General features: G+C 60.4%; 15 protein-coding genes. 9 read left to right on the top strand and 6 right to left on the bottom strand.

All coding sequences use genetic code 11. From position 1 onward, the window contains the following. Positions 1-77 precede the first annotated feature (77 nt). Positions 78-971 (bottom strand): LysR family transcriptional regulator, encoded by an 894-nt coding sequence (locus tag IEY47_RS01645; RefSeq protein WP_188981394.1) that lies wholly within the window; start codon positions 969-971, stop codon positions 78-80. A gap of 152 nt (positions 972-1123) precedes the next feature. On the opposite strand from IEY47_RS01645, the gene IEY47_RS01640 reads away from it, so the two are divergent. From IEY47_RS01640 to IEY47_RS01620, 6 genes are all read left to right on the top strand, one after another. Further along, positions 1124-2308, top strand: a complete 1185-nt coding sequence (locus IEY47_RS01640; RefSeq protein ID WP_188981393.1) for an enolase C-terminal domain-like protein — start codon at positions 1124-1126, stop codon at positions 2306-2308. Positions 2309-2324: 16 nt separating this feature from the next. Next, complete coding sequence (locus tag IEY47_RS01635) at positions 2325-3224, top strand: dihydrodipicolinate synthase family protein (RefSeq protein WP_188981392.1); 900 nt, start codon at positions 2325-2327, stop codon at positions 3222-3224. 43 nt (positions 3225-3267) lie between these two features. Further along, a complete protein-coding gene (locus IEY47_RS01630) occupies positions 3268-4617 on the top strand; it encodes an MFS transporter (RefSeq protein WP_188981391.1) in 1350 nt (449 codons plus the stop codon). A 122-nt stretch (positions 4618-4739) separates the two neighbouring features. Then, entirely contained in the window at positions 4740-6164 is a 1425-nt protein-coding gene (locus tag IEY47_RS01625; protein ID WP_188981390.1) for an aldehyde dehydrogenase (NADP(+)), read from the top strand. A gap of 353 nt (positions 6165-6517) precedes the next feature. Then, positions 6518-6646 (top strand): hypothetical protein, encoded by a 129-nt coding sequence (locus IEY47_RS20580; protein WP_268240410.1) that lies wholly within the window; start codon positions 6518-6520, stop codon positions 6644-6646. 283 nt (positions 6647-6929) lie between these two features. Continuing rightward, a complete protein-coding gene (locus IEY47_RS01620) occupies positions 6930-7598 on the top strand; it encodes a TIGR04211 family SH3 domain-containing protein (RefSeq protein WP_188981389.1) in 669 nt (222 codons plus the stop codon). Positions 7599-7692: 94 nt separating this feature from the next. Here the strand turns inward: IEY47_RS01620 and IEY47_RS01615 are convergent, their stop codons facing one another. The 5 genes from IEY47_RS01615 to IEY47_RS01595 all read right to left on the bottom strand — a co-directional run bounded on the left by IEY47_RS01615 (position 7693) and on the right by IEY47_RS01595 (position 10968). Further along, entirely contained in the window at positions 7693-7935 is a 243-nt protein-coding gene (locus tag IEY47_RS01615; RefSeq protein ID WP_188981388.1) for a hypothetical protein, read from the bottom strand. 119 nt (positions 7936-8054) lie between these two features. Further along, positions 8055-8402 (bottom strand): 4a-hydroxytetrahydrobiopterin dehydratase, encoded by a 348-nt coding sequence (locus IEY47_RS01610; protein ID WP_188981387.1) that lies wholly within the window; start codon positions 8400-8402, stop codon positions 8055-8057. Further along, complete coding sequence (locus IEY47_RS01605) at positions 8399-8992, bottom strand: nucleotidyltransferase family protein (protein ID WP_188981386.1); 594 nt, start codon at positions 8990-8992, stop codon at positions 8399-8401. The genes IEY47_RS01610 and IEY47_RS01605 overlap by 4 nt, the downstream gene beginning before the upstream one ends. Then, positions 8982-9953, bottom strand: coding sequence for an XdhC family protein (locus IEY47_RS01600; RefSeq protein ID WP_188981385.1), 972 nt, complete (start codon positions 9951-9953; stop codon positions 8982-8984). Before IEY47_RS01600 ends, IEY47_RS01605 begins: the two co-directional genes overlap by 11 nt. Positions 9954-10080: 127 nt before the next feature. Further along, complete coding sequence (locus tag IEY47_RS01595) at positions 10081-10968, bottom strand: LysR family transcriptional regulator (RefSeq protein ID WP_188981384.1); 888 nt, start codon at positions 10966-10968, stop codon at positions 10081-10083. Positions 10969-11277: 309 nt separating this feature from the next. Between IEY47_RS01595 and IEY47_RS01590 the strand changes: the two genes are divergently transcribed. The 3 genes from IEY47_RS01590 (at position 11278) to IEY47_RS01580 (ending at position 13972) form a co-directional block, all read left to right on the top strand. Next, positions 11278-12105, top strand: coding sequence for an HTD2 family dehydratase (locus tag IEY47_RS01590; RefSeq protein ID WP_188981383.1), 828 nt, complete (start codon positions 11278-11280; stop codon positions 12103-12105). 51 nt (positions 12106-12156) lie between these two features. Further along, complete coding sequence (locus IEY47_RS01585) at positions 12157-13320, top strand: acyl-CoA dehydrogenase family protein (protein WP_188981382.1); 1164 nt, start codon at positions 12157-12159, stop codon at positions 13318-13320. 265 nt (positions 13321-13585) lie between these two features. Next, on the top strand, positions 13586-13972 hold the full coding sequence (locus IEY47_RS01580) for a VOC family protein (protein ID WP_188981381.1): 387 nt from the start codon (positions 13586-13588) through the stop codon (positions 13970-13972). The last annotated feature ends 1 nt before the right edge of the window (position 13973 follow it).

Here is a 13973-nt window from a genome sequence, read left to right as displayed (position 1 = left end):
CGCGACAGGCTTTCGTCCGGTGGACAGCGCATCCGCCGACGTCTCCGGCAACGGTCGCCCATGCGTCAACGCTATCGTCACGTCTGACTGGACACCCGCTGTCGCAGGATAATTTCGCGTACCGCGGCAACCGCAGGACCATCGTCGTCTGCACGCCAGATCGCATGCAGTTCATATTGCGTCTGCGTTTGCAGCGATTTGAACACCACGTTCTCGAAGCAAGCGTTACGCGCGTCTTCGGGCACGATGGCTACACCCATTCCGGCGCTAACCAGCGAGAGAATGGCGTGGGTCTGGTCCATGAACTGCACGTAGCGGGGCTTGACCTGCGCGCGCTCGAACATCGTGGTCAGCACACCTTGAAAATACCGGCCCACCTTGCTGTACATGATGAATGGCAAATCATCGAGCTGCTTGAGCGTCACCAGCTGGCGGCGTAACGCGAGGGGGTGGTTGCGCGCCACCGCCAGGGCGAGGTCGCCTTTCTCGATGCACACCGATTCGAGGCCTTCCGCCCTTGGGCCAGGACGGATGATGCCGAGATCGACCCTGCCAAACAGCAATGCTTCCTGCTGCTCGACGCTATTCATTTCCAGAAAGTTGACGTGAATGTTCGGCAGCTCTTCCTTGGCGCGCTCAGCCAGCTTGGGAATGAAGCCGTAGGTGGCAGACCCGATGAAGCCGACCGTCACCGTTCCGCTGAGCGTATTGGCCGCGCGTCTGGCGATTTGCACAGCGCGTTCACTCTGCTCCATGAGCTTGCGGGCCTCCACCAGAAAGGCCGATCCCGCAGGGGTGAGCGAAACGGAGCGCGACGTCCTTTCCAGCAGCGCAACGCCTAGCTCCTGTTCGAGCAATTGAATCTGTCGGCTCAAGGGTGGCTGCGTCATGTGCAGCATTTGCGCCGCGCGACCGAAGTGCAGCTCGGTCGCCACTGCAACGAAACAACGCAGCTGTGGAAAGCCAATCATCAATTCACCTTTTGCATCGTTGGAATGCTAAATAGGGTTTGGACATGCATTGATCGGCTTCATATTCTGGCCTCACGCAAGACATGGCAAGCCCGCGATCGAGCGATGGCCTGTCGGCGCAGCATTCGAATACAAAAACAATTGGAGGCAGCATGTCCCACATCACTCGCGTCGAAATCTTCGACTTCACCTACGAGGTTCACAACCTCGCCGCTCAAGGTGAACACACCCATAACCATGTCGCCTACAAGAAGGGCGGCAAGATGAAGTTGGCCAAATACGCTGTCGTGATCGAAACCAACGATGGTGCGCGTGGCGAGTACGTCGCCATGTGGGGCGGTACCCGCCCGGCGCTGGCGCAATCGATCATGCTGGCGCCCGATCTGCTGGGTCGTGATCCGGACCACCGCGAAGCGATCTACGACGAGTTCAAGCGCAAGCTGCACCACTTCGACCACATGGGCCACGGCCCGGTCGACATAGCCCTTTGGGACCTGACCGGCAAGCAACTCGGCTGTTCCATATCCAAATTGCTGGGCAGCTACCGCAGCCGTTTGAAGGCCTATGCCAGCACCTTTCACGGTGACCGCAACGGCGGCTTGGACAGCCCCGAGGCCTATGGCGAGTTCGCGCTGCGCTGCAAGGAAATGGGCTACCCCGGCTATAAAATCCACGGCTGGTTCGACGGCAATCCACGCGAGGAAGCCGCCGCGATTTTGGCCACGCGCAAGGCAGTTGGCCGTGACATGGAACTGATGTACGACGGCGCCTGCGATCTCAAGACCTTCGCCGACGCGCTGTATGTCGGTAAGGCTTGCGATGAGGCCGAGTACTTCTGGTTCGAAGATCCGTACCGCGACGCAGGCCTTTCCGCGTTCTCGCATAAGAAGCTGCGCGAGATGCTCAAGACGCCGCTGCTTATCACCGAGCACGTGCGCGGCCTGGAGCCGAAGGCGGACTTCCTGATGGCGGGCGGTACCGACTTCCTGCGCGTCGACCCCGAATACGACATGGGAATCACCGGTGCGATCAAGACCGCGCGCCTAGCGGAAGCCTTTGGTCTGGACGTCGAAGTGCATGCGGTCGGTCCGGCCCATCGTCATGTGATGGGCGCCATTCGCAACTCCAACTTCTACGAAGTGGCGCTGGTGGGGCCGGACTGCGATAACAACATTCCCCAGGTGTACGCCTGCGATTACTCCGACCAGATCGACTGCATCGATGCCAACGGCACCGTACCTGTCCCCACCGGGCCCGGCCTGGGCGTGACCTACGATTGGGATTACATCAAACGTCACACCACCGCTCACCACGTGTTCGATATCAACAAGCGCTGAGTGCGAGGGAGGCAACATGCTTAACAACGCTAAAGGCGTGTACATAGTCGCGCAAACGCCCTTCGATGAACGCGGCAACGTGGACCTGGACAGCATCGATACTCTCGTCGATTTCTACCGGGGTCACGGTGCCAATGGCTTCACCGTACTGGGCGTCAGCGGCGAAGCTGGCAAACTCAGCGCGGAAGAGGCGCGGCAGGTGGCCGAGCGCTACATCAAGTGCGCGGGTGATTTGCCAGTGGTGATCGGCGTCAGTAATCCGAGTCTGGCGCAGCTGTCGGCGTTCAGCCGCGAGGCGATGGATCTCGGAGCGGCTGGCGTGATGATCGCGCCGCCTGCCGGGTTGCAGACTGACGAAGACCTGCTGGGTTACTTCGGCGAGGTGTTCCGCCGTATCGAAGGCACGCCGACGGTACTGCAGGACTTCCCATTCGCCTCGAAAGTAGCGATGTCAGTGCCGCTGATTCACCAGCTGATAGAGCGGCATCAGGAAATCCAGCTCATTAAGGAAGAGGATCTGCCCTGCCTGAACAAGATCTCTCGTCTGCGTGAGGGCAATGGTCGGCGGGTGGCGATCCTTACCGGCAACAACGCCATGTACCTGCCGCTGGAGTTGCAGCGTGGGGCAGATGGCCCGATGGCAGGTTTCTCCTATCCGGAAATGCTCACGCAGGTCTACGGGCTGCATCAGGCCGGTAAGTTCGAGGAAGCGGATGACCTGTTCGACATCTACCTGCCGCTGCTGCGTTACGAAGCCATGGGATTCTGGGGCGTGTGTGCACGCAAGGAAGTGATGCGTCGGCGCGGGGCGATACGTCACGCCACGATGCGCACTCCAGGGCCGAAGCTCTCGGAAAAAGACCTGCACGAGATCGATCGGCTGGTTGCACGGCTAGAGACACGGCTAGGCCGCTGACCGTTTTGCCTTCTCCTACAAAAACAAGTCTTGGGGGCATTTGATGAAGACGCAAACCATGGGCCTGGAAACGGCTCAGAAACGCTCGCGCGCTCGATACACGACGCTGGCCATGCTGGTGATCGCCAGCGCGGTAGCGCTGGCGGACCGGGCCAACCTGTCCATTGCCGGCTCCGCGATGTCTGCGGAACTTGGCATCAGTCCGGTCGAGTTGGGATTCCTGTTCTCTGCGTTCTCCTGGGCGTATGTGGCTGGGCAATTGCCTGCGGGGTGGTTGCTAGATCGCTTCGGCGCGATCCGCGTTTATGGCATCGCACTGTTCGGTTGGTCGGTGCTGACCCTTGCTCAAGGCTTCATCGGATTCGGGCCGGTAGGCTGGGTGGTGGTCATCCTCTTTGCCCTACGTTTCCTGATGGGGTTCGTTGAGGCTCCGTTGTCGCCAGGGAACAGCAGCATCACGTCCAGTTGGTTTCCCGTTTCCGAGCGCGGCACAGCCACCTCGATCTATAACTCGGCGCAGTACGTGGCCGTGCTGGTGTTCGTGCCGTTCATGGGGCTGTTGGTGGGCCACGTGAATTGGGAATCGGTGTTCTGGGTGATGGGCGTGATCGGAATCGTGCTGTCAGTGGTCTGGGCCAAGACCATGCACATGCCGAAGTTGCACCCGAAGATCAACGATCTGGAGCTCGCGCATTTGCAGGAAGGTGGTGCGAACGTCGATGGCAACGTCGTGCAGGGTGTTCGTCGGAAGGCGCGCATTGCAGACCTGAAGATCTTCCTGACCAGCCGGCAGATGCTGGGTATCTATGTCGGTCAGTATTGTCTGGCGTCGATGCAGTATTTCTTCCTGACCTGGTTCCCGATCTATCTGGTCAAGGGTCGCGGCATGGACATCGTGGATGTCGGCTTCGTCGCGACGCTTCCCGCCATTGCCGGCTTCATCGGTGGGATTCTCGGTGGGGTGATTTCCGATGCTTTGACGCGCAATGGCTACAGTCTGTCGGTCGCCCGCAAGGTGCCGTTCGTGACGGGCATGCTGCTGTCATCGAGCGTGCTGTTCTGTAACTACGTGGATTCGACCTATGCAGCGGTCGCGTTCGTAACCCTGGCATTGTTCGGCAAAGGCCTGGGTGCGGTGAACTTCGCGCTGATCGCCGATACGTCGCCGCGTCATCTAGTGGGGTTCGCTGGCGGCTTGTTCAACCTGTTCGGCAGTATTTCGGGCATCGTAACGCCTATCGTGATCGGCTACGCCGTAGCGGTTACCGGCTCCTTTACCCAGGCACTCTGGTTCGTTGCCGCACACGGAATGATCGCCGCGGTTTCCTATTTGTTCGTCGTCGGCAAGATCAAGCCGGTGCAGGCCGATTCTGAACCGCAGCCCGCCCGCTAAATTCCGGCAATAGCGAGGCCTAAGCAGGCTGCCCAGATGTTTCCCATTGGGTCGGCTTGCACTTTTAGCGGTCCGCCTAGCGGACCGCTCTTCTCACGACACTTAACGATTGGGAGAACTTCATGACTACCCATCAAGACCCCGCTTTGTCCGTAATCGATCAGGCCGTGGCGAAAGCCGTGGCCGCGTCGGAGATCTGGGGAGAATCTACCGAGACCGTCCGCGGCGCGCTGCTGCGCGGCTTAGCTGAAGCCCTTGAGAAGAATGGAGCAGAGCTGGTCGCCATTGCCGATCGCGAAAGCGGTCTAGGCGAGGGCCGCCTGAATGGTGAAGTGGCCCGTACGGCGTTCCAGTTGCGTGGCTTTGCCGATGAGTTCGAATCGGATGTGCCGTATCGCCGAGTCGACGATGCTGCTGTGGCGGGCGCACCGCCGGTTGGCCATCCACGCTTAACGCGTGTAAAGCGTCCGCTGGGTCCGGTCGCCATGTTTTCGGCAAGCAATTTCCCCTTCGCGTTTTCGGTGCTCGGTGGTGACACTGCCTCGGCGTTGGCGGCCGGTTGCCCCGTCGTGGTGAAGGCGCATTCCGGGCACCCGGACTTGTCCCGCGCGGTGTATGAGCTCGCGCGACGCGTGGTGGCCGAGCAACAGTTGCCGGAAGGCGTGCTGACCTTGGTCGAAGGGGCCTCTCGAGGTGCTGGTGGCTATCTGGTGCAGCATCCCGGCATTGCTGCCGTGGCTTTCACCGGCTCTTATCAGGGCGGTACGGCATTATGGCGGTTGGCCAACGAGCGCCCACGTCCGATTCCATTTTTTGGTGAGCTGGGTTCGATCAACCCGCTGATCGCGTTGCCCGGCGCGCTGGAAAAAGACAGCGAGGCGCTGGCCAAGACCCTGGCGGGCTCCATCACCCTGGGGTGCGGTCAGTTCTGCACCAGCCCTGGCGTGGTGGTGCTGCTTGAGCATTCGGCCAGTGAGCGCTTCGTCGAACAACTGGCCGCGGCCATTCGCCAGATCAAGACCCATCGCATGCTCACGCCGAGTATGAGGAACGGTTTTGACGACGCAGCCGTGACCGTCGCCCGCCATGCCCAGCTGGTGTTTCAGCCTGAAGCCGACGGCGACGGTCCGGCGCCACGACTGTTCAGTGTCGTCGCCGAGGATTTCATCGCGAATGCGCACCTGCGCGAAGAGATGTTCGGCCCCGCCGCGCTGATCGTGAAGGCCAATTCAGTCCAGCAGATTAGTGAGGTGCTGGCAGCCATTGGCGGCACGCTGACCACCACGCTGTGGGGCGTTGATGAGGCGAGTGACAGCAATCGTGAGCTGGTGCGCGCCGCCGAAGCCGTTTCTGGACGTGTTCTGTTCGCCGGGGTGCCGACGGGTGTCGCGGTGTGCGCCGCGCAACAGCACGGTGGACCCTGGCCGTCGTCCACTGCACCGCAGACGACCTCGGTGGGTTATGCCGCCATCGAGCGTTTCCTGCGTCCGGTGGCGTTGCAGGATGCGCCTTCGTGGTGGATGAAAGACGCGCTCTTCAACGCCTGAGGGGCGGCCGTGCGCCGGCCCCTTATCCGTTCGAGGGGCCATTTCATGCATCATCGGAGGCAGGGTAGGCTTGGCTAATCTTCCGCAATGCCGCTGACTCAAGCGGAACTCGCTTTTTTCTAGCGGGCCGGCCTTTTGATCGGTGTGCGGTTCGCAAGCATGACTCGCTCCCACAACCTAAACGCTGCAGACGAGTGCAGCATCATCCTGCATTGGTAAACGCAGCACCGCGTTTTCAAGCCTGTTTGAACTTGGCACCCAATAGCTGTCGAACGCACGTGTATTCGCTGGCGAACCTACGCGTTATCTACGTGATCAAAGGTCCGCTACGTGTTCCTCGCGAGGTGTTGCCGATGTTTTTCGATAAAGACAATGCGGTAGATGCTGAACGCTTTCTTGTTTTTGGTGGAGCCATCGTCGGCCTCTCGAGTCTGGCCGTCGTGGTGGGTGCCGTATTCAGCGTGTACCAACTGCTGAACTGATTACGCGTCGCGACTGAAGCCTTTCGCTTGCTCTCTTAGTGAGCGCGGTAAGCGGCAATGTCATCGCATTGCCGTGCCGAACATGCCTCGCAATGCCATATTTTTCGGGAACTACCCTCCGGCATGTGGGTCTCTCCGCTGTTGGCGCGTCAGCTATTTGCATAGCGGCTTTGAGAGGCCGGTATGCGGGCATCTCTCAAATGCGATCACGCAGCTGTCGCGCGAATACATTCATCCATGCGCATTTGCCGCGTTTCATCTCCTTATAAATCGAAGATCGCACATGTTTTCATCTCGTCATCTCTTTCGTTTTTCTTCCTTTCTTGGCCTACGCCGCACTTCAGTTTTCGTTCTTTCGGGGCTTCTGAGCGCCGGGGCATTCGCACAGTCCAATGAGCCGGCGAGTAATGCACGCTGGGTCAGCGACAAATTGAGCACGTACGTTCGCAGCGGCCCAACCGATGGCTATCGCATTGTCGGCACGCTGGAATCAGGCACGCAGGTGGAGCTGCTGAAAACCCAAGGCGATTACAGCCAGGTTCGCGGGGCCAGTGGTGATTCGGTCTGGATTCCCAGCAGCGATTTGCAGGCGGTTCCAGGCAAGGGTGAGCGGGTCGAACTCTTGGAGCAGAAGTCCGCAAACCTGAGTACGGAGTTGGAGAGCATCAATCAGACTTGGGAGAGCCGCGTCCAGGGCATGCAGGAAACCCTGGATTCCCGAAAAGCGCTGATCGACGAACTCGAGACCGCGCGTGCATCCCTCGACAGTGCGTTAGGCAAAGCTAATGCCGAAGTGCGCGAGTTGCAGGCTCAGCTGGGCGAGGAGCAGCAGCACGTGCTGATGCGTTATATGGTCTACGGCGGAAGTATTGCGGGCGCCGGGCTGGCAGCAGGATTGCTACTGCCGACCATGTTGCGCGTGCGTCGGAAACGTAACGATCAGTGGATATGACGGGCTAAAGCAGGCCTGCGGGAGGGCCTGCGCCGGTAAGGGAAAAGGCGCTCAAGTAGCCCGCGTTACACGCTTCATGGGCGGTGACGCCGCCTCACAGTGCTGGATCACTGAAAAACGCGTCTTTTTCCTCTTTGTTTCCATCCTGGAACGTCTGTAAAACCCCAAGCGCGTGCGAGGGGTCGTCGCCGCGATCGTGTGCTTCGAGAACGTTGCGCGCCAAGGTCACTTCGGTGAGCGCCCATTCTGGAACGGAGCGTCCGGCGTTGCGAATGTGTTCGACGGTGGACTGGGCGTCATCTATGAGCTTTTCGATATCGTTGCGCGTTGCTTGCACGGTTTGATCCTGAGCAGTGGTCCTGGCTTTGTGACCCTGCCTTGCCCGTGGGCGTTCATTGAGACGTTCAGGTTCTAAGGGATGAATGATGCATCTCAGGCGCTATCTCGCGGCGAGGGTCAGGGTAAGTCGGTGAACTGCGCATCGGTTCGCGCGGCCATGACGAAATCGTTGCGATGCAGACCGCCAATGGCATGTGTCCACCAACTCACGGTGACCTTGCCCCATTCGGTCAAGAGGGCGGGGTGGTGATCTTCTCGCTCCGCCAGCTCGCCTACGGCTTGGGTGAAACTGAGAGCGTCGCGGAAGTTCTTGAAGGTGTAACGCTTCTCGAGCCGGGGAATGCCGTCGACGGATGCGATCTGCCAACCGTTCAATTGCGCCAGAAGCGCATGTTGTTCGCTGGCGTCCAGGGGCTTCGTTCCGGCTTTACAAGGTTCACACTGCGCGTTTGTCAGCCCAGTCATGGTGTCGGTCCTCGTGTCAGGTCCTCGGGATGGTCGATGTCCAGCAGCACCCCGGGATCGTCTGTCGAAAGCCGGTGAAGATGCTGAGCATGCTTCTGCAGCACGGTACGCCCGCCACCATCACCGTCAAGTGCAAGAAGGTCGTTCCAGAACGCACGGCCGAACATTACCGGATGGCCCTGCTGACCGTTCAACCAGGGCACGACAATGGTGTCGGCTGACGCCGCAGCGATCAGGGCTGAATAGGTTTCCGCACGCGTCCACGGCATGTCTCCCAAAAGAACCGCCATCGCCGATGCACGGCTGCGATGGAGGACGAACGCCACGCCATCCGCCAGGCTGGCGCCCATCCCATGGTGGGCGCGCTCACTGATAAAAGACGTGAGCCGTTCGCAAGGCGCAAGCGCGACTTCGTGCTCCGACTGAACGACATACACGTGGGCGAACACCCGCAAGGCCTGCTGGACCGTCCTGTCCAGCACACGTTGGCCGTCAGGCAGTGTCGCGATGCGCTTGTCGCTTCCGAAGCGCTGACCCTGGCCTGCAGCGAGTATCAGAGCGACGGTATCCGTTTCCTTCTCAGAGGGCATCACGCGCTCGGCCTCGGCGGACGCGCAGCACGTCGGCTACGACTGCCAAGGCGATTTCCGCGGGCGACTTGCTGCCCAGGTTCAAGCCTATAGGCATGTGGATACGAGCAATCTCTTTGTCGGTCAGCCCGCCGATGCGAGCGAGTCGCTCGGCACGTTTGCGTGATGTCTCCACCGACCCCATGGCGCCAATGTAGAACGCAGGGGTGCGCACGGCCTCCATCAACGCAAGGTCATCGATCTTCGGGTCATGAGTGAGAGCAACGACTGCGGTTGCTTCGTGACAGCAGCCAGAAGCGATGAAGAGGGACGGGAGTACGCGTTGCATTTCGACGCCCGGCAGTTCGACGTAGTGCATCTCATCCCGGGGGTCGCAGGCGATTACCTCGCAGCCGATCGCTTTGGCGAAGCTCGCGCAGGCTTCCGCGACAGGAGACAGTCCCGCAAGGATCAAGCGCAAGGCCGGGCCCACCTGGACCGTGACGGTTTCGTTTTGAAAGGAAACGGGCCCCGCGCCGCCGTCATCATCATCGCGTAGGCGGATAGTGCCGCTCGTGAGATCGATGCAACGCCGCAGGCGACGTTGGCCCAGAAGCGTGGCGTGCAACAGTTCCAGATGCGTTATCCATTCATCGTTGACCTGCCGGTGCTCCACGAGCACCTGTAAAACACCCCCGCAGGGAAGACGAAGCCGGCTTCGCTCGACATCGCTTTCCCCGTAGCGGACGATCTGGGCGGGTTGGCTGAAGGCACCATCCGCCAGACTTTCGAGAAACGCTTCTTCCACGCAGCCGCCTGAAAGCGAGCCGACGTGGGCGCCGTCGGCCCGGGCGACGAACATCGCACCGGGCGCGCGTGGTGCCGAACCATAGGTGGAGAGCACGGTGCACAGCCACAAAACATGGCCGTCCCGCGCCCACTCCAGGGCTTTTTCGATGACCTGCAGGTCGAGTTGTTGCATGACAGTGTCCTGGATACGCCATTCGCCGCGACGCGTGGCCTGAATCAGAAGGGGCTGGATCTCAGGATTGGTCCCCGTCAGGCATGCTGAGGTTCCAGCGTCGACCCTCGGCGCATGATTGGAGCGTTCACTGGGACTGCCTCAGCGTATCGATCAAAGCGCGCACGACGCTGGGAAGCGCCTCCAATTCGCGCACCAGGACGCTACGCTCGCGCAACGCCCACTCTTCGTCGAGCTGCACGGTCACCAGGTTCATGGTACGGCTGTGCCGCCGCGCCGCCGATTCGGGAATGATGCCAATGCCGACGCCGCCCTCGATCATGCGGCAGATGGCTTCGAAGCTGGAGAGCTGGATGCGCATGTGCAATTCACGGCCGAGCTGTTCGACGTGATCCCGCAGGAACGTCAGCAGCGTGCTGCCTTCGTGCAGGCAGATGTGTTGGTAATCGAGCGTCTCGCCAAGCTTGACCTTGCTCTTTCCGGCCAGCGGGTGGCCTTCCGGGACGGCCAGCACCAGGTAGTCGGTACTGAAATGGAGTACCTCCAGCCCCGCGGCATTGACCGGCCCGGCAATGATGCCCATGTCCGTGGAGCCGTCGAGTACCCCGCGGACGATATCGCGGCTCAACTTTTCCTGAAGATCCACAGTGACGCCCGCCCGTTGCGCGAGGAAGCCTGAAAGCACCTCCGGCAGAAACTCGGTGACCGCCGTAGTGTTCGCAAAAATTCGGATGTGCCCGGATTCATCGCTGCCCAGTTGGGTGAACTCGGCTTTCAGGTAATCGACCTGGCGCATGATGCGACGAGCATGCACGAGCAGTTGTTGCCCCGGTTCGGTCAACTCGATTCCTCGGCTATCCCGATACAGCAGTCGCGTGCCGAGTTGCCCTTCGAGCGCCTTAATACGGGCACTCGCGGCAGCAGGGGACAGGAACGCGCGGCGGGCGCCTTGGGTGAGGCTCGGGGATTCAGCGATATGAATGAAAAGGCGAAGGTCGGCGAGATCGAAGTGCATGGGGACTCCGTGTCGGGAAGCGGCACATTTTGTAAGAGCTTGTCCATGACCTGCTGCGCGTCGGCCAAGAGGCGTTGAAATAATTCTGGAACGCCAGCCCGGTCGGCCTGCTCATTTACCCTACGTAAACTGCGCGTCCTCAAATCATTTCGCCACCACATGGCTCTAGCTCGCAAGGTCGTGAACAAGCTCATCGGTTATGGGTGCTCGCGTTCAGCTTACATGAACGCTGTCGTAGGGAATTGTAAATTTACGGAACGTTAAGGGCAGTCGCATCATCGACCGTAGAAATCCAATAGGACGGCCACGATGACCGACTCCCGCTTTGCGCCCTGGCTGGGCAAATCGCTGACCTTGCACGACGAGCTGAGCCGCAATTTACTGAAGCGAATCGCAGCGACCTTCGGTGAAGACACCCCAAGCCACGGTGAGCCGTTACCCCCGTTATGGCAGTGGTGCTTCTTCCAGGAACCGGTCGCCGAGCAGGGTCTGGGCACGGATGGGCATCCGGCGCGAGGCGGCTTCCTGCCGCCGGCGGATAACCGTAATCGAATGTGGGCCGGCGGTCGTGTCGAGTTCCTCAAGCCCCTGATTGCGGGCGCTGAAGCGCAATGCACCTCCACCATCCTTAATGTCGAAGAGAAACACGGTCGTACGGGCGCGCTGCTGTTCGTAACGGTTCGTCATGAATATGCACAAAGCGGGCAAGTGTGCGTGCGCGAAGAGCAGGACATCGTCTACCGCGAGCCCACACCGCCCAAACTGTCCGGGACCGATCCGCTGCCCGAGGCGCAATGGCGTGAGGCGATCGAGCCGACGCCGACGTTGCTGTTCCGCTACTCCGCCGTGACGTTCAACGGGCACCGCATTCACTACGACTATCCCTACGTGACCGATACCGAAGGCTATCCCGGACTGGTCGTGCACGGGCCGATGATCGCCACACTGAACCTGCGCGCGTTTTGCCGCGCCCATCCGCAGGCCCGCGTGAAGCGGTTCTCCTATCGGGGTGTTCGCCCGTTGATTGCGCCAAAGCCGTTCGAGGTAGGCGGGCGGATCATCTCGCCCGGCGTTGCCGAACTCTGGGCAGGCAATGGCGACGGCATCGCACAAAAAGCAGAAGTGGAATTTGACTGATTGTCACGCGGCACATGACCGCCCGTGCAATACATAACAAGAGGCAGAACCATGTTCGACTACAACAGCGATGAAATCAGCGCGATTCGCGAAGGGGTACGTGGTCTGTGCGCACAGTTCCCGGCCGAATACTGGCGCAAGATCGATGAAGAGAAGGGCTTCCCCGAAGCCTTCGTTACTGCAATGACCGAAGCCGGCTGGCTGTCCGCGATGATTCCCGAGGAGTACGGCGGCTCCGGGCTTGGCCTCGCGGAGGCTTCGGTAATCCTTGAGGAAGTGAACCGCTGCGGTGGCAACTCCGGCACGATTCACGGGCAGATGTACAACATGTTCACGCTGCTGCGAAACGGTACCGACGCGCAGAAGCAGTTCTACCTGCCCAAGCTGGCCAGTGGCGAGCTTCGCCTCCAGTCCATGGGCGTCACCGAGCCGACCACTGGCACCGACACCACCAAGATCAAGACGACCGCCGTCAAGCAGGGCGACAAGTACATCATCAACGGGCAGAAGGTCTGGATCTCAAGAATCCAGCATTCGGACCTGATGATCCTGCTGGCGCGGACGACGCCTTTGGCAGAGGTGAAAAAGAAGGTCGATGGCATGTCGATCTTCCTTGTGGACCTGCGCGAAGCCATCGGCAATGGCCTGACCGTCCAGCCCATCGCCAACATGGTCAACCACGAAACCAACGAACTGTTTTTCGACAATCTGGAAATTCCGGCGGACAGCCTGATCGGCGAAGAGGGCAAAGGCTTCCGCTATATTCTCGATGGGCTTAATGCCGAGCGAACGCTGATCGCCGCCGAGTGCATCGGTGATGGCCGCTGGTTCGTGGAGAAATCCAGTGCGTACGCGCGCGATCGTCAAGTGTTCGGACGGCCCATCGGCCAGAACCAGGGCGTCCAGTTTCCCATCGCCGAATCCCACATCGAACTCGAAGCGGCCGATCTGATGCGCTGGCGCGCCTGTGCAGAATACGACAGCGGCCAGAACGCAGGCGCGAGCGCCAACATGGCGAAGTACCTGGCCGCCAAGGCGTCTTGGGAAGCGGCGAATGCCTGCCTGCAGACTCACGGTGGTTTTGGCTTCGCCTGCGAATACGACGTCGAGCGCAAATTCCGCGAGACACGGCTGTACCAGGTCGCCCCCATCTCCACGAACCTGATCCTGTCGTACGTGGCCGAGCATCTGCTGGAGCTGCCGAGGTCGTTTTGATTTGAGCCTCCGGTTGGCGCGTGGATGGCTTCGGCCATCCACCTTACGGGTTGCGGTAATCACGCGGGTTTCACCCGCCCTACGGCATAACGCGGTTCTTGTAGGAGCCCACTTGTGGGCGATCGCAGTGGGTCAGGCAGCGATGTACCGCCGGCTAAATCCGGATCGCCCACAAGCTGATCGCAGCCCGGTGGGCTCCTACAAAAAGCAAAGCAACTGTAGGGGCGACTTTAGTCGCCTGCTCTTAAGAACTATGGGCTCAAGCATGAACATCAGCCACCTCGACCACCTCGTACTTACCGTCGCCGACATCGATGCCTCGGTGGACTTCTACGAGCGTGTGCTGGGCATGCAGGCGCTGACCTTCGGCGAGGGGCGCAAGGCCCTCGCGTTCGGCCACCAGAAAATCAACCTGCATCAGGTTGGCAAGGAATTCGAGCCTAAAGCCGAACGCCCAACAGCGGGTTCCGCCGACCTCTGTTTCATCGTATCCACATCGCTCGAAGCAGTCGTCGAGCACCTCCGCGCACAGGGCGTATCCGTGCTGGAAGGGCCGGTCCGGCGTACGGGTGCCACGGGGCCGATTCTGTCTGTGTACCTGCGCGATCCCGATCTCAACCTCATCGAACTTTCCAACCTAATCGTCGAGTGAA

The organism is Pseudomonas matsuisoli, assembly GCF_014647635.1.
In the GTDB taxonomy this organism is placed as follows: Bacteria; Pseudomonadota; Gammaproteobacteria; order Pseudomonadales; family Pseudomonadaceae; genus Pseudomonas_P; species Pseudomonas_P matsuisoli.
The sequence above is the reverse complement of the archived record's forward strand: the minus strand, read 5'-3'. Positions and strand labels throughout refer to the sequence as shown.